Source organism: Thalassospira sp. A3_1 (genome assembly GCF_017744215.1).
GTDB classification, from domain to species: Bacteria; Pseudomonadota; Alphaproteobacteria; order Rhodospirillales; family Thalassospiraceae; genus Thalassospira; species Thalassospira lucentensis_A.
Genome location: NZ_JAGHQQ010000003.1, coordinates 159,754 through 184,836, shown reverse-complemented (window position 1 = coordinate 184,836; position 25,083 = coordinate 159,754). Strand labels below are relative to the sequence as shown.

General features: G+C 55.0%; 20 protein-coding genes and 3 tRNA genes. 3 read left to right on the top strand and 20 right to left on the bottom strand.

Annotated elements, in window-relative coordinates:
• The 7 genes from nuoF to J7395_RS14275 form a co-directional block, all read right to left on the bottom strand.
• Positions 1-1,281: an NADH-quinone oxidoreductase subunit NuoF gene (gene nuoF / locus J7395_RS14305; RefSeq protein ID WP_062948564.1), complete on the bottom strand. Its 1,281-nt coding sequence runs from the start codon at positions 1,279-1,281 to the stop codon at positions 1-3.
• 1 nt (position 1,282) lies between these two features.
• Positions 1,283-1,945 carry an NADH-quinone oxidoreductase subunit NuoE gene (gene nuoE / locus J7395_RS14300; RefSeq protein WP_062948562.1) on the bottom strand — a complete coding sequence of 221 codons (663 nt, stop codon included), beginning with the start codon at positions 1,943-1,945 and terminating at the stop codon, positions 1,283-1,285.
• Positions 1,942-3,120, bottom strand: coding sequence for an NADH-quinone oxidoreductase subunit D (locus J7395_RS14295; RefSeq protein ID WP_062948560.1), 1,179 nt, complete (start codon positions 3,118-3,120; stop codon positions 1,942-1,944). Before J7395_RS14295 ends, nuoE begins: the two co-directional genes overlap by 4 nt.
• Positions 3,120-3,749: an NADH-quinone oxidoreductase subunit C gene (locus J7395_RS14290; RefSeq protein WP_062948558.1), complete on the bottom strand. Its 630-nt coding sequence runs from the start codon at positions 3,747-3,749 to the stop codon at positions 3,120-3,122. The genes J7395_RS14295 and J7395_RS14290 overlap by 1 nt, the downstream gene beginning before the upstream one ends.
• A 19-nt stretch (positions 3,750-3,768) precedes the next feature.
• Positions 3,769-4,311 (bottom strand): NADH-quinone oxidoreductase subunit B, encoded by a 543-nt coding sequence (locus tag J7395_RS14285; RefSeq protein WP_007089407.1) that lies wholly within the window; start codon positions 4,309-4,311, stop codon positions 3,769-3,771.
• On the bottom strand, positions 4,302-4,667 hold the full coding sequence (locus tag J7395_RS14280; RefSeq protein WP_007089406.1) for an NADH-quinone oxidoreductase subunit A: 366 nt from the start codon (positions 4,665-4,667) through the stop codon (positions 4,302-4,304). The genes J7395_RS14285 and J7395_RS14280 overlap by 10 nt, the downstream gene beginning before the upstream one ends.
• Before the next feature lie 287 nt (positions 4,668-4,954).
• A tRNA-Asp gene (locus J7395_RS14275) sits at positions 4,955-5,031 on the bottom strand.
• 314 nt (positions 5,032-5,345) lie between these two features.
• Here J7395_RS14275 and fliG point away from each other — a divergent pair.
• Positions 5,346-6,365 carry a flagellar motor switch protein FliG gene (gene fliG, locus J7395_RS14270; protein ID WP_062948556.1) on the top strand — a complete coding sequence of 340 codons (1,020 nt, stop codon included), beginning with the start codon at positions 5,346-5,348 and terminating at the stop codon, positions 6,363-6,365.
• Positions 6,366-7,691: 1,326 nt separating this feature from the next.
• Here the strand turns inward: fliG and J7395_RS14265 are convergent.
• From J7395_RS14265 to J7395_RS14220, 10 genes are all read right to left on the bottom strand, one after another.
• On the bottom strand, positions 7,692-8,264 hold the full coding sequence (locus tag J7395_RS14265; RefSeq protein ID WP_348541231.1) for a hypothetical protein: 573 nt from the start codon (positions 8,262-8,264) through the stop codon (positions 7,692-7,694).
• A 285-nt stretch (positions 8,265-8,549) separates the two neighbouring features.
• Positions 8,550-8,626, bottom strand: a tRNA-Val gene (locus J7395_RS14260).
• A gap of 110 nt (positions 8,627-8,736) precedes the next feature.
• On the bottom strand, positions 8,737-9,009 hold the full coding sequence (locus J7395_RS14255) for an HU family DNA-binding protein (protein WP_007089403.1): 273 nt from the start codon (positions 9,007-9,009) through the stop codon (positions 8,737-8,739).
• 262 nt (positions 9,010-9,271) lie between these two features.
• The gene (lon, locus tag J7395_RS14250) at positions 9,272-11,683 is read right to left on the bottom strand and encodes an endopeptidase La (RefSeq protein WP_062948552.1); all 2,412 of its coding nucleotides are present in this window, start codon (positions 11,681-11,683) and stop codon (positions 9,272-9,274) included.
• Positions 11,684-11,813: 130 nt separating this feature from the next.
• Positions 11,814-13,079, bottom strand: coding sequence for an ATP-dependent Clp protease ATP-binding subunit ClpX (gene clpX / locus J7395_RS14245; protein WP_062948550.1), 1,266 nt, complete (start codon positions 13,077-13,079; stop codon positions 11,814-11,816).
• 303 nt (positions 13,080-13,382) lie between these two features.
• Positions 13,383-14,012 carry an ATP-dependent Clp endopeptidase proteolytic subunit ClpP gene (gene clpP, locus J7395_RS14240; RefSeq protein WP_062948548.1) on the bottom strand — a complete coding sequence of 210 codons (630 nt, stop codon included), beginning with the start codon at positions 14,010-14,012 and terminating at the stop codon, positions 13,383-13,385.
• A gap of 46 nt (positions 14,013-14,058) precedes the next feature.
• The gene (gene tig / locus J7395_RS14235) at positions 14,059-15,516 is read right to left on the bottom strand and encodes a trigger factor (protein ID WP_062948546.1); all 1,458 of its coding nucleotides are present in this window, start codon (positions 15,514-15,516) and stop codon (positions 14,059-14,061) included.
• 114 nt (positions 15,517-15,630) lie between these two features.
• Positions 15,631-15,715, bottom strand: a tRNA-Leu gene (locus J7395_RS14230).
• Positions 15,716-15,883: 168 nt separating this feature from the next.
• Entirely contained in the window at positions 15,884-17,314 is a 1,431-nt protein-coding gene (locus J7395_RS14225) for a malonyl-CoA decarboxylase (RefSeq protein WP_209221943.1), read from the bottom strand.
• Between the two features lie 208 nt (positions 17,315-17,522).
• Complete coding sequence (locus J7395_RS14220) at positions 17,523-18,980, bottom strand: NAD(P)H-hydrate dehydratase (RefSeq protein ID WP_209222544.1); 1,458 nt, start codon at positions 18,978-18,980, stop codon at positions 17,523-17,525.
• 159 nt (positions 18,981-19,139) lie between these two features.
• On the opposite strand from J7395_RS14220, the gene J7395_RS14215 reads away from it, so the two are divergent.
• Both J7395_RS14215 and J7395_RS14210 read left to right on the top strand, forming a co-directional pair.
• Positions 19,140-20,390, top strand: coding sequence for a D-amino acid dehydrogenase (locus J7395_RS14215; RefSeq protein WP_209221942.1), 1,251 nt, complete (start codon positions 19,140-19,142; stop codon positions 20,388-20,390).
• Between the two features lie 39 nt (positions 20,391-20,429).
• Positions 20,430-21,542: a PAS domain-containing sensor histidine kinase gene (locus J7395_RS14210; RefSeq protein ID WP_097050165.1), complete on the top strand. Its 1,113-nt coding sequence runs from the start codon at positions 20,430-20,432 to the stop codon at positions 21,540-21,542.
• A 61-nt stretch (positions 21,543-21,603) separates the two neighbouring features.
• Here the strand turns inward: J7395_RS14210 and J7395_RS14205 are convergent, their stop codons facing one another.
• The 3 genes from J7395_RS14205 to J7395_RS14195 are packed head-to-tail and all read right to left on the bottom strand — an operon-like array spanning position 21,604 to position 24,978.
• Positions 21,604-22,080 carry a cytochrome c gene (locus J7395_RS14205; protein WP_209221941.1) on the bottom strand — a complete coding sequence of 159 codons (477 nt, stop codon included), beginning with the start codon at positions 22,078-22,080 and terminating at the stop codon, positions 21,604-21,606.
• A gap of 31 nt (positions 22,081-22,111) precedes the next feature.
• On the bottom strand, positions 22,112-22,495 hold the full coding sequence (cueR, locus tag J7395_RS14200; protein ID WP_062948538.1) for a Cu(I)-responsive transcriptional regulator: 384 nt from the start codon (positions 22,493-22,495) through the stop codon (positions 22,112-22,114).
• A 2-nt stretch (positions 22,496-22,497) separates the two neighbouring features.
• Positions 22,498-24,978: a heavy metal translocating P-type ATPase gene (locus tag J7395_RS14195; RefSeq protein ID WP_209221940.1), complete on the bottom strand. Its 2,481-nt coding sequence runs from the start codon at positions 24,976-24,978 to the stop codon at positions 22,498-22,500.
• Positions 24,979-25,083: the final 105 nt, after the last annotated feature.

Genomic DNA, 25,083 nt, shown 5'->3' with positions numbered 1-25,083 from the left:
TCAGGCCGCGATCCGTGCGCGATATTCCTTGATCCGCCGTTCCATTTCGGGACGGAAGTGACGGATCAGACCCTGGATTGGCCATGCGGCTGCATCGCCAAGCGCACAAATGGTGTGGCCTTCGACCTGTTTGGTCACATCCCACAGCAGGTCAATTTCATCAAGCGTGGCCTGTCCCCGGACCATGCGCGCCATGATGCGCGCCATCCAGCCCGTGCCTTCACGGCACGGTGTGCACTGGCCACAGCTTTCATGCTGGTAGAATTCCGACAGACGCGCGATGGCGTAAACGATGTCGGTGGACTTATCCATCACGATCACCGCCGCCGTACCAAGACCCGATCCCACTTCACGCAGGGCATCGAAATCCATCAGCACATTGTCGCAAATGTCTTTGGTCATCAGCGGAACGGACGAACCGCCCGGAATAACCGCCAGAAGATTGTCCCAGCCGCCACGAACACCGCCGCAATGCTTGTCGATCAGCTCGCGCAGCGGGATGCTCATGGCTTCCTCGACCGTGCAGGGCTTCTCGACATGGCCGGAAATCGCAAACAGCTTGGTACCGTGGTTGTTTTCACGACCAAAACCGGTGAACCATGCACCGCCACGGCGCAGGATTTCCGGCACCACAGCAATCGATTCGACGTTGTTCACCGTGGTCGGGCAGCCATACAGACCGGCATTGGCCGGGAATGGCGGCTTCAGACGCGGCTGGCCTTTCTTGCCCTCAAGGCTTTCGATCAGCGCGGTTTCCTCGCCACAGATATACGCCCCTGCACCAAGATGCAGATAAAGGTCGTAATCCCAGCCCGAACCGCAGGCATTCTTGCCAAGCAGACCGGCTTCATAGGCTTCGTCAATCGCACGCTGAAGGTTTGATGCCTCGTGATAGAACTCGCCGCGGATATAGATATATCCGGCATGGGCATTCATCGCGAAGCTGGCCAGAAGGCAGCCTTCAATCAGGGTATGCGGATCATTGCGCATGATCTCGCGGTCTTTACAGGTGCCCGGCTCGCCCTCGTCGGCATTCACCACAAGATAGCTCGGACGACCATCGGATTCCTTGGGCATGAACGACCATTTCAGGCCGGTCGGGAAGCCAGCGCCCCCACGACCACGCAGACCGGATGCCTTCATCTCGTTGATGATCCAGTCGCGCCCTTTTTCAATCAGGGCCTTGGTGCCGTCCCAGTTGCCACGCGCCTGTGCCGCTTTAAGACCGAAGTCCTGAAAACCGTACAGGTTGGTAAATATACGATCCTTATCCTGCAGCATCTCAGGCCTCCCCTTCGCTTGCATCAGCAGACTGATCGGCAGCGCCACAGCCACAGAATGCCTTCAGAACCTTGGGACCATCGATCGGCTCGCAGCCGCGACGACCGATCTGCGGACCGGCTTTCGGCTTTTCACCCTTTTTCAGGGCATCAAGGATCGACTTGGTGCTATCGGCAGTCAGGTCTTCGTAATAATCGTCGTTAATCTGCATCATCGGTGCATTAACGCACGCGCCAAGGCATTCAACCTCGATCAGGGTAAACTGACCGTCTTCGGTGGTTTCACCGATTCCGATGCCCAGTTCCTTCTTGCAGGTATCAACGACATCCGCCGAACCGCGCAACCAGCAAGGCGTCGTGGTGCAGACCTGGATGAAGTTCTTGCCGACCGGGGCAAGGTTATACATCGTATAGAAGGTCGCCACCTCGTAGACACGAATGGCCGGCATATCGAGCATGTCGGCAATGTAATCCATTGCGACAGTCGGAACCCAGTTACCTTCGGTCTGACGCTGTGCCAGATCAAGCAGCGGCATGACCGCGCTCTGCTGGCGGCCTTCCGGATACTTGGCGATAATCTTGTTTGCCCGCTCCATGTTTTCCGGGGAAAACGCAAAGCTGACAGGCTGAAGCTCTCTCGGAGCTGGTCTTCTCAAATGGCTCATCGGTCAATCTCACCGAACACGATATCAAGCGACCCGATATTGGCAACGACATCGGCCAGCATGTGGCCCTTGGACATGAAGTCGATGCCCTGAAGGTGCGGGAACCCGGGTGCGCGAATTTTGCAGCGATACGGACGGTTCGAGCCATCCGAAATGAGATACACGCCAAACTCGCCCTTCGGTGCCTCGACCGCGGCATAGCATTCGCCAGCCGGAACGTGGAACCCTTCGGTAAAGAGTTTGAAGTGATGGATCAGGGCTTCCATCGAGCGTTTCATTTCTGAACGCGACGGCGGCGCCACCTTGTTATTTTCAACGATAACAGCACCATCCGGCATTTCCTTGATGGCCTGCTTCATGATCTTGAGCGACTGGTTCATTTCTTCGAAACGCACCAGGAAGCGATCATAGCAGTCGCCGGTCTTGCCGATCGGAATGTCGAAATCGAAATCTTCGTACGAGTCATAGGGCTGCGATTTACGCAGATCCCACGCCATGCCCGATGCGCGGATGTTCGGCCCGGTAAAGCCCCAATCAAGGGCCTCCTCGGGCGAAACAATCCCGATATCAACAGTACGCTGTTTGAAGATACGGTTGCCGGTCAGGATGCGGTCGAAATCGTTGACGAATTTCGGGAACTGATCACACCAGGCATCAATATCGGCCAGCAACCCGGCCGGAAGATCGGCTGCAACGCCGCCCGGACGGAAATAGTTGGCATGAAGACGTGCACCGCAGGCGCGCTCATAGAATTCCATGAGCTTTTCACGTTCCTCGAAGCCCCACAGCAGCGGGGTCATCGCACCAACGTCAAGCGCAAAGGCCGTCAGGTTCAGAAGATGGTTCAGGATACGACCCATTTCCGCATAAAGAACGCGGATATACTGGGCGCGTTTCGGCACCTCGACACCCATCAGCTTCTCAATCGCCAGGCAATAGGCATGTTCCTGGTTCATCGGCGCGACATAGTCGAGACGGTCGAAATACGGGGTCGCCTGAATATAGGTCTTATATTCGATCAGCTTTTCCGTACCGCGGTGCAGAAGGCCGATATGCGGATCGGCGCGTTCGATAACCTCGCCATCCATTTCAAGAACCAGACGCAGAACGCCGTGCGCCGCAGGGTGCTGCGGGCCGAAGTTCATGGTCATGTTTTTGATTTTTTGTTCCGACATCAGGCCTTGCCCTCCGCCTTTTCATCGCCGGGAAGAACATGCTGGATGCCTTCCCACGGGCTTTCGAAATCGAAGTTACGGAAATCCTGAACCAGTTTCACCGGCTCGTAGACAACGCGCTTCTGCTCGTCGTCATAGCGAACCTCGACATAACCGGTCAGCGGGAAATCCTTGCGAAGCGGATGACCCTCAAAGCCATAATCCGTCAGGATACGGCGCGGGTCCGGGTGATTGTCAAAGAAGATGCCGAACAGATCCCATGTCTCGCGCTCGAACCAGTTGGCGGCGCTGTAAACGGGAACGGCACTGGGCACCGGGGTATCTTCGTCGGTACGGACCTTCACACGCACACGCAGGTTATGCTTGAGCGACAGCAGGTGATACACGACGTCGAAACGCTCGGCGCGTTCGGGATAATCAACCCCGCAAATGTCGACAAGCTGCTTGAACAGGCAGCCCGCATCATCGCGAAGGAATGTCAGAACTTTAAGAATAGCATCGCGTTTGACCACGATGGACAGCTCGCCATAACGGTACTGGGTTTCCAGAACCTTGTCGGCAAACTGGGACACCACTAGATCTTTAAGATCTTTCAGCGCGGCGCTGTTATCGCTGAGCACTTCGCTCATGCAAGCCCCCTATTAAGGATCAGCGTGTCAGGACACCGGTACGGCGGATTTTCTTTTGCAACTGCATCACGCCGTAAATCAGCGCTTCGGCTGTCGGCGGGCACCCGGGAACATATACGTCCACCGGAACAACGCGATCACAACCGCGCACCACCGAATAGGAATAGTGATAATATCCGCCACCATTCGCACATGATCCCATCGAGATCACCCAGCGCGGTTCGGCCATCTGGTCGTAAACCTTGCGCAGTGCCGGAGCCATCTTGTTGGTAAGCGTGCCGGCAACGATCATCACGTCGGACTGACGCGGGCTCGGACGGAACACAAGACCGTAACGGTCAAGGTCGTAACGCGACGCGGCGGCATGCATCATTTCCACGGCACAGCAGGCCAGACCGAATGTCATCGGCCACAGCGAACCGGTGCTTGCCCAGCTTGCCAGCTTGTCGAGATTGGCAAGGACAAAGCCCTTGTCATTCATCTCGTCGAACACGCCTTTAAGCAGGGTATCCTGATCCTGACCGGGTGCCAGGGGGGCGCCTGTATTGGTGCTCACTCCCATTCCAATGCTCCCTTCTTCCATTCATAGACAAATCCGACCGTCAGCACAGCCAGGAAGATCACCATAGAAAAGAAACCGAAGGTGCCGATGTCGCCAAGGGTCACAGCCCACGGGAACAGGAACGCAACTTCGAGATCGAAAATGATGAACAAGATGGCGACCAGATAGAACCGGACATCAAACTTGATGCGCGCGTCTTCAAACGGCGCAAACCCGCATTCATATGCGGACAGTTTTTCAACATCAGGAGCCTGCTTGGCCAGAACCAGCGACGCGATGACGATAACCGCCGAGAGACCGACGGCGATCCCGATGAAAATCAGGATCGGAAGATATTCCGAAAGAAGCTCTTGCATCTCTCTGACCTCTCAAGAACAGGCCTCTTTTGACCCGACCAGGTCCCCACCTGGCCTATACCGGCGCACCATAACGTATGCACCGCACAAGTTCCAGCCCCGTAAGCGGTTTTAACACCACCTAAGGCCGGAAACTTCCTAATCTTTTTGCCATTCTCTGCTCTCCGATATCGGGTCGCGTAACGTCATGATCAAGTCCGTTTCTTGCGAAGCAACATGCGCTGCACGTGAAAAGGCGATCGCGGAAAGGACGAAACGTCCGAACAAAGACAACAGATGCGTGATCATGGCGGGAGCGACGGGACTTGAACCCGCGGCCTCCGGCGTGACAGGCCGGCGCTCTAACCAACTGAGCTACGCCCCCAAATGACCAGCTATTGGCGCGCCTTTGTTAGACCAGCACCTATGCCAAGTCAAGCTGATACCAGCGTTTTCAACCATCTCGTCAATTGCGCCGGAGATCATCACCCTGTGAAACACATCACAGGCCCCGGCTTTTGGACAAATAACGCTTTTCCAATCACTTCCACGGACGGTTTCGTCAGTTACCTTTGCATCCTGCGCTTAGCTTTTATAGAATTGTTGATAAATAGATTATATTCTTTGCCGCTAGAAACAGGCATGTTCGCCCGGGTGAACAAACCCGGCGAATGAACGCAGTGACGGAGAAGACCACCAGTGGGGCGCGTAAAAGAAGAATACAGGTCGCTTGCAGGCCCGGAAAAAGCCGCGATTCTGATGCTGGCACTTGGTGAAGAACACGCCACCAAAATGTTCAGCATGATGGATGACGAGGAAATCAAAGAGATTTCCCAGACCATGTCGGGCCTTGGCACCATCAGCTCCAATATCGTCGAACGTCTGTTTGTGGAATTTGCAGACCAGCTTTCGTCGACCGGCTCGCTGGTCGGTTCGTTCGATACGACCGAACGCCTGCTGTCCAAGGTCCTCCCCGAAGATCGTGTCAACGGCATCATGGAAGAGATTCGCGGCCCCGCCGGCCGCACCATGTGGGACAAGCTGAACAACGTGAACGAGGCGGTTCTCGCCAACTACCTCAAAAACGAATACCCGCAGACCGTTGGCGTGGTGCTCTCGAAACTGAAATCATCCCACTCGGCCGCTGTATTGTCGCTATTGCCGGAAAACTTCTCGATGGAGGTCATCATGCGTATGCTGCGCATGGAGGCCGTGCAGAAAGAGGTCCTCGACAATATCGAGAAGACACTCCGCACCGAATTCATGTCGAACCTTGCGCGCGGCTCGCGCGGCGACAACCACGAACTGATGGCCGATATCTTCAACAGTCTGGATCGCCAGAGCCAGGACCGCTTCCTCACCGCACTCGAGGAACGCAACCGCGACTCTGCGGAAAAGATCAAGGCCCTCATGTTCACCTTCGAAGACCTTGCCCGTCTCGACAACAACGGCGTTCAGACCCTGCTGCGTCAGGTCGAAAAGGACAAACTCGCACTGGCCCTCAAAGGCTCGACCGATGCGATGCGCGATCTGTTCTTCAAGAACATGTCCGAACGTGCCGGCAAGATGATGCGCGAAGACATGGACGCACTGGGCCCTGTCCGCCTGTCGGATGTCGAGGAATCCCAGATGATGATCGTCCAGCTCGCCAAGGAACTCGCCGCCCAAGGCCAGATCGTCATCTCCGAAGGCGGCGGCGAAGACGAAATGGTCTACTGACCCCGCATCCGCTTCCGATCCCCAACGAAAACGGGACGGCACATCGCCGTCCCTTTCTTTTTGCGCACACAGCCCCCCCAGCCCCCCAGTCCGGCAACGCCCTTTAGCCACCTCAGACTGACTGCCCCTTCCCGCGATGCCCCAAACACCCCGCAGCCCCAAACACCTGTCGGAGGTCGGAAACCCCGAATGATGACCGCCCTGCCCGCCAAGGAGCCTGCCGCATAGGTCCAGATCATCCTCTAAGTGGATGGTCGGCAGCCTACTACCCTTGTTGCCCCCAGCAGCTTGTCGCGCCAGTTTCCGTCGCCCCGTTCGTTCATTGATTTCCGGGGAATTCCGAATGATGACTGTCGATCCATGCCACAAAGCGTCTGCCCCCTTTCCGAGGATGGATCAAGGACCAGTGGCCCGCAGATCCAATGCTGCCCCAAGCACCTCCCGATGCCCTCGACATCCAGTCCGACCGTCAACCCACCATGCCCCAAACCGGAATGGCAGCTTGTCGCCCCACTCTTTTTGCGAGACGGACAAACCACTTCCGTAATGACTTTTGGTCGTCTCGGGTTCGCGGTCCTCGTTTGATGGCTCGCGGTCTCGCCATCCGGTCTGGGTCCCGGCCAATCGCGCCACAAATCGGGACGGCGGATTATCGCCCCCTTTTTTGTGCGATTGACGCACCTCTCCCGTAATGACTTTTGGCCGTTTCAGGCGGATCGCCCCTGTTATGGATGCCTGACAAGACGGCTGGCACCGCGCCGTGAATTAATCGTCCTCCGCTCACATGACAGTCCGGATACCCCGCCGCATGAAACCTTCATGCCACCGGGGTCGTTATGCGGGATCTGACAGGCATTCCCGCCTGCCCCGCTCGTGTGGCGCCTCAACCTGCGCCCGCACGGCCTCACGGCCCCTCATCATCGAAATCATCGACATTCACAATCATGGCCCTCTTTCCTTTGCCAACAACACATGCGCCATCCGTTCCGTTTGCATGGCAAACATCCTGTGACGGCATTGCTCCGGGGCTTTGCGAAACGCAAAAAGGGCCGGAAATCCAAAGATCCCGGCCCCTTTTGCCCGCGATGCGGGCGCAATTATCAAGTTGACGAGATATCCTTACCACCAAACAAAGAACAAATCAAGAACAAAATTGAATGCCATCGACAAAGACAGAATTCAAAGCCCCTGTAGTGTGCATATGCGTTCATCAAAATTATCCAGGATAACAGCACCATCGGGAAATGTAGCCTGCCGCATCCTGATCAATGAAAATTCCCGATCTTTTAAGCCAGATCAGCCTGCCAGCTTTCCCGGCCCGGCTCCCTATCCGATGATCACATTCGGCACCGGATCGGTGATCGATTTGATTTCCCAGCGCAGCCTGTTCTGACCGGCGGTTTTGACAAATTCGGCGGCGTTATGGCTGCGGATGCCTGCCGTGGTGCGCAACTCGATCTTGCCGGTCATCTGATAGCCAAGTGCGGTCAGGCGTTCTTCATACTGGTCGGGCACGAAGCCGCCGCGTATTTCAACGGTGTTCGATTCCGCGCGGAAAAACATTTCAAGGATTCGCGAATTGCGCCGGACAAACACAAAGCTTTTGTCGCGCATGATGTTGCTGCGTCGCTCATAAACAATGTTGAATATGCCCTTGCCCTGATAGGTCAGTTGCTTGACACCGGAATCGCGTTTCAGATCGGCAAGCACCTTGTCGACGCGCACTTTTTCTTCATCGGCATCAATTTCTTCGTTCAGAAGGGCCTCGGTAATGGTCGGCTGCACCAGCAACCCGCGATAGCTGAACCGGTAATCGCCATTCTGCTCGACATTAAGATCAATGGTGAAGTCGTCGGGCAGATAACAGCCAACCAGCATCAGGGGCGCTATAATCGCCACCAGAGCCCCCCGCGCGATCAATTGACCCCGATGGACAGCAACTCTTCGCAACGACGCCACTAGCGCGGAAAACGGGATTTCGAAGATTATGGTCATCGCGGCGTCATCCTGACTGGTGTTGCTTGATCAAGCTTGCCTGTCGGGCGCTATGGCGTCAACCGTTGCATGGCGTTTCGATTCTGATCGACGATTCGCGGTGCACTGCGATAATGCGCTGATTCGCAAAAAGAAAATGGCATGGCCCGGAAATGCAAAAAGCCGGCGCGAGGCCGACTTTTGCAAGAATGGTGGGTGATGAGAGATTCGAACTCCCGACCCTCTCGGTGTAAACGAGATGCTCTAACCAGCTGAGCTAATCACCCGTATTTTGATGCCCCGTTTTGCGGAAGCGGGCGGAACATAACATGCTTTTTTGAAAAAGCAATGCCGGTGACGCTCGTCACCGGCATTTTTTTTCAGAACTTCGTCAAACTTAGTTGACGGCGTCCTTAAGACCTTTGCCAGCCTTGAATTTCGGCTGTTTCGATGCCGGAATGTCGATTTCTTCACCGGTGCGCGGGTTGCGACCTTTTGAAGCAGCGCGAGCAGCGACAGCGAAGGTACCGAAACCGACGAGACGAACTTCGTCACCGCCTTTGAGAGATTCGGTAATGGAATCGAAAACAGCGTCAACGGCTTTAGCAGCGTCCGCTTTGGACAGATCGGCTTTAGCAGCTACACTTCCAACGAGATCGTTTTTATTCACTTCCTGGCCCCCTTATTGGACGTTCGGAGTTATGAGGAAATTTGGTTTGCCCCAAACCTGTTGCATGGGCAGTGTAAGCAGGTCGCCAAGTTCCCGTCAATGCGAGAGACGCAGTTTTCTGCGGTTTCGAACGTTTTTTTGATTTTTTTCGTCTTTACAGCCCTGACGCTGTGGATCAATGCCGATTCTTGGCCAAAGTTATCCACAGAAAAGGGGGGATGGCGCTGCCATCCCCCCGGTTTTCGAACGTTTTTTCCGCTTATCAGTGAGTGGTAACACCACCGACTTCCGATTCTTCGCCGTCCTTGGATTTGACAGCGACGTCATCCACCTCTTCTTCCCACTCGATGGGAACCAGCGGATTGACCAGCGCGTGGCTGAGAACCTCGTCAACATGGGAAACCGGAATGATTTCCATGCCGCGTTTGACGTTGTCCGGAATGTCTTCCAGATCCTTTTCATTTTCCTGCGGGATCAGGACGGTTTTGACACCGCCGCGCAATGCCGCAAGAAGCTTTTCTTTCAAACCACCAATCGCAAGCACACGGCCGCGAAGCGTGATTTCGCCTGTCATCGCGACATCCTTGCGAACTGGATTGCCAGTCAGAACCGAAACCACCGACGTCACCATGCCGACACCGGCCGACGGACCGTCTTTTGGCGTCGCCCCTTCCGGAACGTGAACGTGAATGTCACGTTTCTGGAACAGGGTCGGCTTGATGCCGAACTGGGTGGCGCGCGAACGCACAAACGACGTGGCCGCCTGGATCGATTCTGTCATGACTTCACCGAGTTTACCGGTGGTTTTCATGTTGCCCTTGCCCGGTACGGTAACCGATTCAATCTGCAACAGATCGCCGCCGAATTCGGTATAAGCCAAACCGGTAACAACACCGACCTGATCTTCACCTTCGGTTTCGCCATAACGGAACTTGCGAATGCCGGCATATTTGCCAAGCGTCCGCGGGGTCACGCGAACCGTTTTCAGGTTCTCAAGCATGATGCGCTTGGTTGCCTTTCGCGCAAGCTTCGCCAGCTCACGCTCAAGGCTACGCACACCGGCTTCACGGGTGTAGTAACGGATCAGATCGCGAAGCGCGTCGTCCGAAATGCTCCACTCGCCCTTACGCAGGCCGCTCTCCTTGACCTGTTTCGGGATCAGGTGGCGCTTGGCGATTTCAACCTTTTCATCCTCGGTGTAGCCCGAAATCCGGATGATCTCCATACGATCGAGCAACGGCTGCTGCATGCGCAGGCTGTTGGCGGTCGTAACGAACATCACATCCGAAAGATCGTAATCGACTTCTAGATAGTGGTCGTTAAAGGTCGAATTCTGTTCCGGATCAAGAACTTCAAGCAATGCCGAAGCCGGATCGCCGCGGAAATCCGAACCCATTTTCTCAATCTCGTCGAGAAGGAAAAGCGGGTTGGAATATTTCGCCTTTTTCATGCCCTGGATGATTTTACCCGGCATGGAACCGATATAGGTCCGGCGATGACCGCGAATTTCGGACTCGTCACGCACCCCGCCAAGCGACATGCGCACGAATGTGCGACCGGTCGCATTGGCCATCGATTTCCCAAGCGAGGTTTTTCCAACACCCGGAGGACCGACAAGGCACAGAATCGGGCCTTTGACTTTTTTGATACGCGCCTGAACCGCAAGATATTCAAGGATGCGTTCCTTGACCTGCTCAAGACCGTAATGCTCCTTGTCGAGCACCTTCTTGGCCTTTTTCAGATCAAGCGAAACACGCGAACGCTTGTTCCACGGAATCGATACCATCCAGTCAAGATAGTTGCGCACCACGGTGGCCTCGGCGGACATCGGGCTCATATTGCGCAGCTTCTTAAGCTCGGCCTGGGCCTTTTCCTTGGCTTCCTTCGGCATCTTGGCCTTGTTCAGCTTCTCTTCGATTTCAGAAGCTTCATCCTTGCCGTCTTCGCCCTCGCCCAGTTCTTTCTGAATGGCTTTAAGCTGCTCGTTCAGATAGTACTCGCGCTGGGTTTTCTCCATCTGGCGCTTGACGCGGTTGCGGATCTTTTTCTCGACCTGCAGGACGCCGATTTCCGATTCCATGAAACCGAAAATGCGTTCCAGACGGTCCCCGACAAGGGTCGTTTCCAGAAGTTCCTGTTTCTCGGAAATCTTGAGCGACAGATGCGACGCCACCGTATCGGCAAGCTTCGCGGGCTCTTCGATCTGATTAACCGATACCAGAACTTCCGGCGGTATCTTCTTGTTAAGCTTGATATACTGTTCGAACTGGGTCACGACGGAACGCGCAAGCGCTTCAAGCTCGCTGTCATCCTCGTCCGCTTCCTCGCGAACAGCGGCATAAGCCTGGAAAAATTCGGGATTGTCGACGAAACCAGAAATCTCCGCACGCTTGCCACCTTCGACAAGCACCTTGACCGTCCCGTCCGGCAGCTTCAGAAGCTGCAAGACAGTCGCGACAGTCCCGATTTCATACAGATCGTCGACAGACGGGTCATCAAGACCCGCATCTTTTTGAGTAACAAGCAGAATCTGCTTGTCTTCGCGCATCACATCTTCAAGTGCGCGCACTGATTTTTCGCGTCCGACAAACAGCGGAACAATCATATGCGGAAACACTACGATGTCGCGCAACGGCAGTACCGGGTAAATTTCGCCACGCGCCAATTCAACCATTATGTTCTATTCCCTATTCTGAGCCAAAACGTTGCTGGGGTCCTGCCATAGGCCCCGCCAGTAACGCGAACATTCAAAAGATAATCTGAAATTCCCGCACCGCAATAGGATGCCGGTGCGGGATCAGAAGTCAGGCACTGTGCTCGACACCTTCACGTCGTTCGGCATGGATCAGCAACGGTTTTGCCTTTCCTTCGACGACGTCACGGTTGATCACGATTTCCTCGACGCTTTCAAGGGTCGGCAGATCGAACATGGTATCAAGCAGGATGCCCTCCATGATCGAACGCAGTCCACGCGCACCGGTTTTACGCTCGATCGCTTTTTTGGCGATCGCCACCAGCGCATCAGGCTGGAAGGTCAGTTTCACGTCTTCCATATCGAACAGACGCTGATACTGCTTGATAAGCGCATTTTTCGGCTCGGTCAGAATCTTGACCAGCGCATCCTCGTCGAGGTCTTCAAGCGTTGCCAGAACCGGCAGACGACCGATGAATTCCGGAATAAGACCGAATTTCAGAAGGTCTTCGGGTTCGACTTCACGCAGGACTTCGCCGGTACGACGGTCTTCGGGGCTACGGACATCCGCGCCGAAACCGATCGCACTGCCCTTGCCACGCTGCGAAATCACCTTGTCCAGGCCAGCGAAGGCACCGCCAACGATGAACAGGATGTTGGTAGTGTCGACCTGCAGGAATTCCTGCTGCGGGTGTTTACGACCGCCCTGCGGCGGAACCGATGCAACCGTCCCTTCCATAATCTTCAGAAGGGCCTGCTGCACACCTTCGCCCGACACGTCACGCGTGATCGACGGGTTGTCGGACTTGCGCGAAATCTTGTCGACTTCGTCGATATAGACGATGCCGCGCTGCGCACGTTCGACATTGTAATCAGCCGCCTGAAGCAGCTTAAGGATGATGTTTTCGACATCCTCGCCGACATAACCTGCCTCGGTAAGGGTCGTGGCGTCTGCCATGGTGAACGGCACATCAAGGATGCGCGCAAGCGTCTGCGCCAGAAGCGTCTTACCACAGCCGGTCGGACCAACCAGCATGATGTTCGACTTGGCAAGTTCGATATCCTCGTTCTTGCTGGCGTGATGCAGGCGTTTGTAGTGGTTGTGAACCGCGACAGAGAGAACTTTCTTCGCATGGCCCTGACCGATCACATAATCGTCAAGAACCTTGCAAATCTCTTGCGGAGAAGGCACCCCGTCAGCCGATTTGACGAGATGGGTTTTGTGCTCTTCGCGGATGATGTCCATGCAAAGCTCTACGCATTCATCACAGATGAACACGGTTGGACCGGCGATGAGCTTGCGAACCTCGTGCTGGCTCTTTCCACAGAAAGAACAATACAGAGTGTTCTTGGAGTCCCCGCTATTCGATTTGCTCATACAAACCCCAATTACGTTTGACGTTATCTTTTATCGCCATGTTAGCCGGTAAACGATACCGATCTCAACGTTTAATCTGCGCTTATCGGCCATATGGCCACATGTTTGATATGGGACCGCACCCAAGGATGCGAAACCCCTGTCCATTATCACCTGAACGTTATGGAATTTCGCATGTTCCAAACAATGTCACAGAACCTACTTATACCTCCTGTCTATGACCAGAGGATGAATGTGCGCAAGCCATAAAAAAAACGCCCCGGCAAAACACCGGGGCGTTTTCATCGGATCGTTATGGAACGATCAATCTTTTTTCGCATCAGAATCCGGTTTCGGACGCGACGTAACCACCTCGTCAATCAGGCCGAATTCCTTGGCCTGATCCGGGGTCAGGAAGTTATCACGCTCCATCGCGTCTTCAATCGTCTTGAGATCACGGCCGGTATGCTCGACATAGATCTCGTTAAGACGCTGACGCAACGCCAGAATTTCGCGGGCATGGATTTCGATATCCGATGCCTGCCCCTGGAACCCGCCGGACGGCTGGTGAATCATGACGCGCGCGTTCGGCAGGCAGTAACGCTTGCCCTTTGCACCGGCCATCAGCAACAGCGACCCCATGGAAGCCGCCTGCCCCATGCACACCGTGGAAACATCGCAACGGATGTATTGCATGGTGTCATAGATCGCCAGACCCGACGTCACAACCCCGCCCGGGGAGTTGATGTAAAGCGAGATATCCTTGTCCGGGTTTTCCGATTCGAGATGCAGCAACTGCGCGCAGATCAGTGACGACATGCCGTCATGTACCTGGCCGTTGATGAAGACGATCCGCTCCTTGAGAAGACGGGAAAAGATGTCATAGGCCCGTTCACCACGGCTGGTCTGTTCAACCACCATCGGCACGAGCGAGTTCATCTGTGCTTCAATCATCGACTGCAATCTCCTTGCTGCATCCTAAACCGATATGTCGGACGGATTACTTCTCTTCCGATTTATCGGCCTTTTTCTTGGCGGCCGGCTTCTTGGCAGCAGCTTTCTTGGCCGGAGCCTCTTTGTCTGCAGCTTTTTTAGCCGGTGCCTTCTTGGCAGCCGATTTCTTCTTCGGAGCTTCGTCTTCCTCTTCCGGTTTCAGAAGGTCTTCGACCGAAACGGTCTTGTCTTCTACCTTGGCGAGTTCGACGATGAAATCCACGACCTTGTCTTCATATACAGGGCCCTGAAGCGCCTGCAAGGCCTGCGGGTTATTTTTATAGAATTCAATAACCTGCTGTTCCTGGCCCGGATATTTCTGGGCTTCGGCAACGAGGACCTTGTTTACGTCTTCCTGGGTAACCTGGATTTCGTTTTTACGGCCAACTTCTGCCAGCAGAAGACCAAGAAGAACGCGGCGTTCTGCGATCTCGCGGAACTCGGCGGTCAGTTCTTCTTCGGACTTGCCTTTGGTTTCGTCATCTTCCTGACCGGCTTCACGCGCCTGTTTGATCTGGCCGATGATGCCTTCCAGCTCGTTCTCGACCAGGCTGGTCGGCAGTTCGAAGCTGTGGTTTTCAGCAAGTGCGTCAAGCAACTGGCGTTTCAGTTTCTGACGGGCAACCGATTCGTACTCGCGACCGTAATCCTTGCGAATTGCGTCTTTAAGTGCGTCAAAGCTTTCCTGGCCGAGTTTCTTGGCGAGTTCATCATCAAGAGCAGCCGGTTTCTTTTCCTTGATTTCCTTGACGGTTACGTCGAACTCGGCATCTTTGCCTGCAAGTTCAGCCGCACCGTAGGCTTCCGGGAATTTCACCTTGACGACAACTTCGTCACCAGCATTAACACCGGTCAGCTGGTCTTCGAAACCTTCGATGAACGAGCCCGAACCAAGTTCGAGTTCGTAATCTTCGGCTTTACCGCCTTCGAAAGCTTCGCCACCGATTTTGCCAAGGAAGTCGATGACGACAACGTCACCGGCTTTCGACTTGCGCTTGCGTGCGAGCGGCTCGGTGGTGCCCTGCGCTGCTGCAATACGGTCAAGCGTTTCGTTGACTTTCGCATCGTCAAGTTCAACGACTTCGCGGGTCAGCTTCAGCTTTTTGAAGTCCATCGGTTCGATGGCCGGGATGACTTCGACAGCAATGGCGAACTCAAGATCCTTGCCTTCGTCAAACGAGGTCACTTCGATTTTCGGCTGAACGGCCGGGCGCAGGTCATTATCGTTAAGAACCTTGCCGGTGTTTTCATTTACAGCGGCTTCGAGAACTTCACCCATGACGGCCTGGCCATAGCGCTGGCGCAGCAGTTTCGCCGGTACTTTGCCCGGACGGAAGCCCGGAAGGCGAACCTGGTCTTTGATCTCGTCGAGTTTGGCGACGACTTTTTCTTCGATCTGAGCGGCGGGCACAACGACTTTGAACTCGCGCGCCAGGCCTTCGTTTTTGGTTTCAGTAACCTGCATAGATAACTCTTTTGCTTGGTTCGAATAATGTCCGTTACGCGACGCAGTCCGGACGTCAGAAAGTCAATATGACTAAACGAATATGCATCCTGGTCTTAATTTATGGTCAGCTTATGGTACGGGCGAAGGGACTCGAACCCCCACGGATTGCTCCACTGGAACCTAAATCCAGCGCGTCTACCAGTTCCGCCACGCCCGCACACAAGCATACCAAACACACCGGAAGTACCGGTGTGGGTGCGCCTTAATACAAACTTCGATCACCTCATGCAAGCATCGCCTTTTAGCCAGATGCATTCAGGCCTGTATTTAATGTCCGACAGGCAGGATTTCTGCGTTTCACAACGCTTTTTGAAGGTACAAAAAACTATCGCGCAAGGCGCTTTACAGCCCCCGATGCGGCTATTCTACCCTGCCCGACATAGCTTTCATGGTTCTTTTCGATATCGGCAAGATCGTAAAGATAGTTGACCATCATGCCAAAAGACTGCTGCCAACCAGCTTCGTTTCCATTGCCAAGCCAGTTCAACCTCTCCACGCGCGCGCCGTTGGTCAGATGAAAATGCGCAACAGGATCAAAGGCCGTCCCGCTATCAGGACGCCGGGCATTCAGAAGATACCAGCAACACAACTGCTCCAGTGCCTCGCGCGTTTCCGGGCTTACCTGCTCAGGCCGCTCCGCAGATGGTTGCGGTTCAAACAGATCTTCGCAGTCGGTAATTACCGCTTCGATATGGACAGGAAGTCCCCTATTCGACTTGGCTGTTACACTGGGCCCCGCAATTGCGGGCAAACCGGTCACTTCGCCACGATGGCGTGCGTCGACCTGTTTTTGCACCCAGGACCGGAATCCCGGAATCGGAGACAGGGTACTGAACTGTTTAAGGTTCGGCAGGTCACGCTGCAATTCTGCAACCACCCGCTTGATCAGGAAATCGCCAAAACTGATACCGGCCAGACCGGCCTGCGCGTTCGAGATCGAATAAAATATTGCCGTATCGGCATGCCGGGGATCGGCCGCATCTTCGTCCCGGTTGATCAGATCGTCGACACTGCCTGCAATCCCGTTGACCAATGCAACCTCGACAAAAATCAGCGGTTCATCTGGCATACCGGGATGGAAAAACGCAAAGCAACGACGATCCGATGCCAGACGCCCCTTCAGGTCATCCCAGCTTTTGATCGCGTGAACCGCTTCATAAGCAATCAGTTTTTCAAGCAGTGCGGCGGGCGAATTCCAGGTGATTCGCGACAGCTCAAGGAATCCGATGTCAAACCATCCCGCCAGCAATGTTTTCAGATCGCGCTCCAAAATGCCAAGCCCTGGCGCCTCGCGGCGCCATCGCAAAAGATCCGCGCGAAGATCGACCAGAAATTTAACACCTTGGGGTAATGAATTGAATTCTTTCAGCAATGACCGGAATGGCGGTACCAATGCTGTACGCAATTCTGCTTCCAGCAAGGCACGCTCGGCAACATCGTCCGCCGCCGTCCAATCGGAAACAACATCGGCAACCCGATCCCGATCGACATCAAATTCGGTGATCAGAAGGTGCAGGAATTCCTTTTTTCCGGCTTCATCAAGGCGCAAAAAGTCATGCCCCAAAGTCGCCGCCCGCGCACGTGCCGAAACCGCGCCACCGCGCCGTGCCAGACAGGCCTCTATCTGGTTGCGCCATCTTTCCTTGCGGTTCTCGTTTTCGTCAAAGCCAAGCCCGCGTGCGACCGTGCTGTCGCGCAATTCGCGCCATGCAGAACGCAGGTTATCAAGCGTTCGATCCAGAAAGGTCTGCGACATCCCATTCTCCAAAACCTGTTGTGTCGGCTCCCTGCAGAACCACCGCGCATTTGCAACAGCCTTGGCGTTTCACATTATTTTGTTTCCAGCCCGTTTCGGGCGATATCCACTGCCATTGATATTGTGATCGCGGCGACATTCCGCCAGCAGTCGATCCAATCCCATCTTAATGACAGGAACACAGACCATTTGTGTTCGATCTGTTAAATCATTTAGGCAATGCGTGCCAAAGTTCGCCCAGCAAAACCGGCAGATGTTCCGGGATATCTTCGGCAATCAGCCCCGGGCCAAGATCGACCCCGGCGCGGGCATGAAGCCACGCCCCCATGCAGGCGGCATCGAACATTTCCATGCCCTGTGCCATCAGTCCGCCAATAATCCCCGCAAGCACATCACCCGATCCGGCCGTTGCCAGCCACGGCGCATCAATCGCATTGATTGCTGCCCGGCCATCGGGTGCGGCAATTACCGTATCCGCCCCTTTGATCAGGACAGTTGCCCCGCTTCGCTTGGCTGCGGCACGCGCACGACTTAGCTTATCGCCTTCGATATCAGGAAACAGACGAGCAAATTCACCTTCGTGCGGCGTCAGGACCGTGGGCCCCTGAATGGCGAAAAACAACGTACTTGGTTGTTCGGCAAAGCTTGTCAGCGCATCGGCGTCCAGAACCGTGCACCGACAATAATGCAGCAGCGGAATGATACGACTGCATGTTTCATCGCCGACACCAAATCCCGGCCCGATGATCAGCGCATTGTGGCGGCAATCCTTTAAAAGGTCGTCCAGACTGGCAATCGGGGCCGTCATGATGCCCGGGCTGTCAGCCGCATAGACCGGAAGCGCCGAAGGATCAGCAACAACCGTAAGCAACCCTGCCCCGGCGCGCCGCGCCGCACGTGCTACCAGTCGCCCTGCCCCGGTCATGGATGCCCCCCCCACCACCAGCAGATGACCACGATGATATTTGTGCCCGTCAACACCTGGCCAATGTATTCCCGCCCGCCAGATACCGGGCTCGTTCCGCATCAAAGACGGGCGTATATCGCGGATGGTCTGATCGGTTATACCGATATCACGCACAATTACCTGCCCGCACAAAACGCGACCGGGCAATAAATAATGCCCCGGTTTTGGACGACAGAATGTCACGGTCACATCCGCCTTGATCGATACACCGCGCACTTCACCGCAGTTACCATCAACACCACTTGGCACATCAACGGCGATAACCGGCACGCCACAGGCATTTACGGCACAAACCAGTTCGGCAAGTTCACCTTCGATTGATCGGGCGAGCCCGGCGCCAAACAGGCAATCAACAATCAGGTCAGCCCCGACCAGCAATGCGGGCGAAAGCCTCTCGACCGCACCGTCCCAACGCCCGGCATTCAATGCGGCATCGCCGGTAAGCTTTTCAGCTTCACACAGTAATCCTAACCGCACCGACCAACCGGCATGACGCAGCAGACGGGCAACAACAAATCCGTCGCCACCGTTATTGCCCGGACCACATAGCACCGTTACGGAACGCGGCGTCCAGCGCGATACGATTTCTGCAACAACGGCCGCACCGGCATTTTCCATCAGAACATCGCCAGCCGTTCCGGCGTCGATGGTTTTGCGGTCGGCTTCATACATCTGTTCGGTGGTCAGGATTTCGAACATTTTCACCTGTCACATTCGGTACTTTGGGGTAGTTGCCCGATCATCCGAAAATCGAACAGACACCGGTAGCTATTTGTTTTCCTGATCAGTATATTGCAAACGCAATCGCGAGTCAGAGACTAACGCGTACTTAACGATCTGCAACGAGGCTTTTCCGGCATGCATGTTGTCGTGATGGGCGCTGGAGTCATCGGGACGACGGCGGCCTGGTATCTTTTGGAAAACGGCCATCAGGTTACGGTCATTGATCGACAGCACGCCGCCGGACAGGAAACAAGCTTTGCCAATGGCGGGCAGATTTCCGCCTGCCACGCTACCCCCTGGGCAAATGAACATACTCCTGCACAAATTCTGAAATGGCTTGGCCGCGAAGAAGCGCCGCTTCTGTTCCGGATGCGTTGGGACCCGCAATTGTTTTCATGGGGCCTGCGTTTCCTGCGCAATTGCACTGACAAACGGGCCCGCGAGAACCTTGAAAAGGCATTGCGCGTCGCGACATACAGCCGCGCCTGCCTGAAAGACCTGCGCAGTACTCTTGGCCTTGAATATGATCACCTTGAACAGGGTATCCTTCACGTTTGCCGCAACGAGAACGAGCTGGCAACGGTTGAAAAGGCAACACGCCAGATGCAGGAATTCGGCCTGAACCGCCATATGGTCAGTGCCGAGGAATGCCTTGAAATCGAACCGGCATTGCGCGACAGCAATGCCAAAATCATCGGTGGCAGTTTTACGCCCGACGATGAAAGCGGCGATGCACGCAAATTTACCGAACTTCTGGCGGACCGGTGCCGTCAACGGGGTGCAGTATTCAAACTCGACACCATTATCACCGGACTGAAACAGGAACAGGGCCGCATTACCGCCGTCGTCACGGATCAGGGCGATATTTCCGGTGATCGCTATCTTATATGTCTTGGCAGTTACAGTCCGCTTCTTTTAAAGCCCCTTGGCATCCATTTGCCGGTTTACCCATGCAAGGGATATTCGATCAGCATTGATACCACGGGATATAACGGCGCCCCGCAGGTGGCCCTGATCGACGACAGTGTAAAGATGGTCTATTCGCGGCTTGGAAACCGGCTTCGGGCTGCGGGGACAGCGGAACTGGACGGCTACAACCTCAGAATGTCGGAACGACGCCAAAAGATGATTGCCGATAAGGCTTTCGAATTGTTTCCAAATTCCGGGGATCGGTCGACAATCGAGTTCTGGTCGGGACTTCGTCCCGTAACCCCGGATTCTGCCCCTGTTATTAGTGATACCAAATATGATAATCTGTATCTTAATACGGGGCACGGGACATTGGGGTGGACCATGAGTTGTGGTTCTGGAAAGGCGGTTGCCGATCTGATCGACGGTCGCACACCTGACATCTCGCTTCTCGGACTGGGCATCGACCGTTTTTAAACGATTGATTACTGGATAACGATGGGACCAGGGGCCGACATGACCACAGACTCCCCGATTGACGCTGAAACCGCGCCATTGGCAGATCAGGTTGTTTTGAATGCACTGCCCTATGCCGCAGTAATTTGCGAACGTAGTGGCAAGGTTCTGCAATGCAACGACGCCATGGCAAATCTGATCGGCGTTGCCCGCGACCGCATGATCGGGCGCAAGGCGGGCTTCCTGTCTGCCGGACTTCTCAATGACATCGACGACGTGTTCGCATCAGGCCGTACGTGGCGCGGGGATATCGTGCTGGTCAATGCCAGCAACGAAAGCCATATGTGCGATCTCTCCATTGCTCCGTTGGAATATTTCCGTGAAAGCGAAACCTGCACAGCGGTCCTGATGACGCTTCTGGAAAATGACCGGCAACAACAGGCAGAACGCACCTTGATGGAACAGAATCGCGACCGGTCAGATGCCAATGCGTCGAAATCGGACTTCATAGCGAATATGGGGCATGAATTGCGCACCCCGCTTAACGCTATCATCGGGAACTCCGAACTGATCGCGCAGGGTGTTCTGGGCGAGCTTTCCGAAAGCTATCGCGATTGCGGACGAGACGTTCACGAGGCCGGAACCCACCTTCTGGAACTCGTGAACAATGTTCTTGATGTTTCCAAACTGTCAAACGGTTCGATGGCGCTGCAACTGGCCGAGGATGACATCGGTTCCGTGACGCAGGAAGCAGCAAAGCTTGTTCGCGACGATATCAAGAAACGGCATCATAAACTGACCCTGAATTTGCCAGAAAAACCGCTGGTGATGCCATGCGACCGGCTGAAACTGAAACAAATCCTGATCAATATCCTGAGTAATGCGGCCAAGTTCACCCCCGACAAGGGCCAGATTTCGCTGACATTGACGGTACTGGATGACGAAATCTGCTTTGCGGTGCAGGACAATGGTGTCGGTATGAGCCCGAATGACATTCCCCGCGCACTGGCCCGTTTTTCGCAATTGCATCCTTCGGGGGTCAAGGAAAGTGCCGGTACGGGTCTTGGCCTGCCGCTGGCTAAACTTCTGGTCGAATTGCATGGCGGTCGGCTGAGCATCGAAAGCGACCTTGGCAAGGGCACGACGGTGCGGATCACCCTGCCCCGCGTTTGAATTTACCGGTAGAAATCAGAAGGGCTCGGCTGTTATCGCCGGGCCTTTTGTTTTGTTGGCATTACTGCGTGGCCGACTGGTTGATCTGATCATGACGCAACCGGATTTCTTCAGGCCAGCGGCTTTTGATATAAGACAGCGACGCAATGATTTCCTCGTCGGTCAAAACATTTTCGAACCCCGGCATTGCCGATTGATAGCCATCGCCGATCATCTTTGCCGGACCATACTTGGTCAATGCAAACAGCAAGTCATCCGGATGATGCCACGTATGACCGGTTTCGTCATGGGGTGGTGCCGGCAACAACCCGTCATCGCGCCGTTCACGCCAGTTTGCCTCGCCTTTGAAATCGCGTCCGTGGCAGGACGCACAATTGACGTCGTAGATTTTCTTGCCCATTGCCACCAATTGCAAATCATCAGGCAGCAAACGTACCTGTTTAGCATCTTCTGTCTGGCTGTTGCCATAAACGACCAAACCAATCACGAAGATTGCAGATAGAGCTCCGCCGATGGCGAAAATCGACTTCTTTTTCACCGAACTTCTTCCTTCTTTCATGCTGAACAGGCTATCCAGCCAGATCATTGATGATGGGGCAATGTGGCCGGTGATCGCCTTGGCATGCGTCAACCAGATGCGCCAATGTCTTTTGCAGGCTTTGCAGTTCCGCGATCTTGCGTTCAATCTCGATCAGATGCGTTTTGGCAATCTGTTTCACATCCGCCGAGGCCCGATTCCGATCCTCGTAAAGCGAGAGTAAAACCCGACAATCCTCGACCGAAAAACCTAGGCCACGGGCGCGCTGCAGAAAACGCAGTTTGTGCAGGTCCTCGTCGCTGTAATCGCGATATCCGTTTTCCAGACGGCCCGGTTTTATCAGGCCTATATCCTCGTAATAACGGATGGTTTTTGCCGGAAGACCGCTATCGCGTGATGCATCGGAAATGTTCATGATTATTCTCCGCGTACTTTCCATCGGCGCAGCAACAACGAGTTGCTGACAACCGAGACCGAGCTTAGCGCCATCGCAGCCCCTGCAATCGCCGGGCTAAGGATACCGAACGCCGCCAAAGGAACGCCGATTACGTTATAGGCAAAAGCCCAGAACAGGTTTTGTGCGATCTTGCGCCGGGTCGAGATCGATACATCAATCGCACCGGCGACCAGTACCGGATCGGATCGCATCAGGGTGATACCCGCCGTTTCCATGGCAACATCTGTCCCACCACCCATGGCAATGCCGACATCGGCCGCTGCCAATGCAGGTGCATCATTGATGCCGTCACCAACCATCGCGACATGGCGACCGTTTTTGCGAAGTTTTTCGACCTCGCGCGCCTTGTCCTGCGGGCGAATGCGACCGCGCCCTTGTTCCAGTCCAAGCTGACCCGCGACATAGGCAGCGACATCTTCGCTATCGCCAGACAGCATAATGCTGGTGATCCCGCGCGCTTTCAGATGGGAAATCGCCTGCTTTGCAGAGGCACGGATACGGTCTTCGAGTGTGATGAACCCGGCAAAACGGCCATCAATCGCCGCCAGAATAACAGTCTGGCCCCGACCTTCGTGATCGGTAATTTGCCGGGCAAGTCCGCCCTCCGGCAAAGCAATATCAAGATCGGCAAGCATTGCCTCGCTCCCGATCACGACTTTGTGGCCCTCGACCATTGCCTGAACACCGGCACCCGTTTTGCTGCTAAAGTCGGTGATATCGGGAACTTTGACGCCCTGTTTCCGTGCCGTATCGACAACGGCACGTGCCAGCGGATGTTCACTCGCGGCCTGAACAGATGCGACCATACGCAGCAGTTCGGTTTTATCTGTTCCTTCTGCGGGAATGATATCGCGTACCGTCGGTGTACCTTCGGTCAGGGTGCCGGTTTTATCAAAAATAACGGTATCGACGTTATGCGCCTGTTCCAATGCATCAAAGTTGCGGATCAGAATACCGCTTTTGGCAGCTGCCCCCGTCCCGGCCACCAGTGCGGTTGGCGTTGCAAGCCCCAATGCGCAGGGGCACGCAATGACCAGAACCGAAACCGCGGCAACAATCGATGCCTCAATACCTGCACCGAAAAACAGCCACCCGCCAAAGGTAACCAGGGCAATCACAATAACCACCGGCACAAAAATCCCGGAAACCTTGTCGACCAGTTTCTGAACCGGTGCCTTTCCGGTTTGCGCCTGTTCAACCAGCCGAATGATCCGCGACAGAGTTGTATCTTCGCCGATTGCCGTCACTTCAATATCCAACCGTCCGGTGCCATTGACCGCACCACCGACAACCGTATCGCCGGGCACACGCGCCACGGGGCGCGTTTCACCCGTGATAAGGCTTTCATCCAGCTCACTTTCACCGGCTGAAACCTTGCCATCGACGGGGACCCGTTCGCCAGGCAACACCCGGACGATATCCCCGATAACAAGCTCGGCGATATCGATTTCAATTTCACCCTTGGCATGATCAAGTTTGCGGGCCCGACGAGGACGCAATGCCATCAGTTCTCGAATGGCGGCCGACGCACCACGTTTGGCGCGCTCTTCCATAATCTTGCCCGCAAGGATCAGGGTGATGATCGCAGCCGATGCTTCGAAATAAAGATGCGTCTGCCCGCCATGACCGGCCACCAGCATGTTATACAGGCTAAGGAAATAGGCAGCCGATGTACCAAGGGCGACCAGCACGTCCATATTGGCGCTGCCATTGCGCAACGCCATCCATGCACCGCGATAGAACCGCCACCCGATCAGGAACTGCACGGGCGTCGCAAGGGCCAGTTCGACCCACGGGTTCAAATGAAAATCGACACCCAGATACATCCAGATCATCTGGGCAACCAGTGGCGCTGTCAGGACGATTGATGCGCCCAACCACAGAAGCGATTTATCGAAACCGGTTTTATCCGAATCCTGCTGCCCGTCAATTGGGTTGGACTTGTTGCGTGAAACCGCGTGATAGCCAGCCTTTTCAACCGCGGCAATGACATCCTCATCACCCACCTGCCCGGGTAAGGCACGGATATCGGCACGTTCCAGCGCGAAATTGACGCTGGCTTCGGTAACGCCGGGCAATTTGCCCAATGCCTTTTCCACACGAAGCGCGCAGTTGGCACAGGTCATGCCATCAATATCAAAGGACCGGCTTTCATCCGCCACGGAATATCCTGCGGAACGAATGGTGTCGGCCAGTTTCCCCACAGATGTCTGATCACGATCAAAGGCGATATGTGCAGAATTCAGCGCAAGGTTCACCTCGGACGACACACCGGGCAACTTACCAAGTGCCTTCTCAATCCGCCCGGCACAGGATGCGCAGTTCATACCACCGATCCGCAGGGTAACTTCGTCTTTCAATCCCTCACGTAGGGCTTTCACCGCACCGGGCGCACCGTTGCCATCGTTTTCGGAAATATCGGCTTCTGATCGCCTGTCCATTCTGGTCACCATTCCATGGTCAATAACTTGATATGGGCGACCATAGAGATTCCAGCAACTGGAAGGTCAAGCGGAAACTGGCGAATTGATTTTGCATTATCAATT

Bases quoted from the DNA above. Each gene is read 5' to 3' on its own strand.
- nuoF (WP_062948564.1), bottom strand. From the start codon at position 1,281: ATGCTGCAGGATAAGGATCGTATATTTACCAACCTGTACGGTTTTCAG.
- nuoE (WP_062948562.1), bottom strand. From the start codon at position 1,945: ATGAGCCATTTGAGAAGACCAGCTCCGAGAGAGCTTCAGCCTGTCAGC.
- J7395_RS14295 (WP_062948560.1), bottom strand. From the start codon at position 3,120: ATGTCGGAACAAAAAATCAAAAACATGACCATGAACTTCGGCCCGCAG.
- J7395_RS14290 (WP_062948558.1), bottom strand. From the start codon at position 3,749: ATGAGCGAAGTGCTCAGCGATAACAGCGCCGCGCTGAAAGATCTTAAA.
- J7395_RS14285 (WP_007089407.1), bottom strand. From the start codon at position 4,311: ATGGGAGTGAGCACCAATACAGGCGCCCCCCTGGCACCCGGTCAGGAT.
- J7395_RS14280 (WP_007089406.1), bottom strand. From the start codon at position 4,667: ATGCAAGAGCTTCTTTCGGAATATCTTCCGATCCTGATTTTCATCGGG.
- lon (WP_062948552.1), bottom strand. From the start codon at position 11,683: ATGGTTGAATTGGCGCGTGGCGAAATTTACCCGGTACTGCCGTTGCGC.
- clpX (WP_062948550.1), bottom strand. From the start codon at position 13,079: ATGAGCAAATCGAATAGCGGGGACTCCAAGAACACTCTGTATTGTTCT.
- clpP (WP_062948548.1), bottom strand. From the start codon at position 14,012: ATGATTGAAGCACAGATGAACTCGCTCGTGCCGATGGTGGTTGAACAG.
- tig (WP_062948546.1), bottom strand. From the start codon at position 15,516: ATGCAGGTTACTGAAACCAAAAACGAAGGCCTGGCGCGCGAGTTCAAA.
- J7395_RS14225 (WP_209221943.1), bottom strand. From the start codon at position 17,314: ATGTCGCAGACCTTTCTGGATCGAACGCTTGATAACCTGCGTTCTGCA.
- J7395_RS14220 (WP_209222544.1), bottom strand. From the start codon at position 18,980: ATGTTCGAAATCCTGACCACCGAACAGATGTATGAAGCCGACCGCAAA.
- J7395_RS14215 (WP_209221942.1), top strand. From the start codon at position 19,140: ATGCATGTTGTCGTGATGGGCGCTGGAGTCATCGGGACGACGGCGGCC.
- J7395_RS14210 (WP_097050165.1), top strand. From the start codon at position 20,430: ATGACCACAGACTCCCCGATTGACGCTGAAACCGCGCCATTGGCAGAT.
- cueR (WP_062948538.1), bottom strand. From the start codon at position 22,495: ATGAACATTTCCGATGCATCACGCGATAGCGGTCTTCCGGCAAAAACC.
- J7395_RS14195 (WP_209221940.1), bottom strand. From the start codon at position 24,978: ATGGACAGGCGATCAGAAGCCGATATTTCCGAAAACGATGGCAACGGT.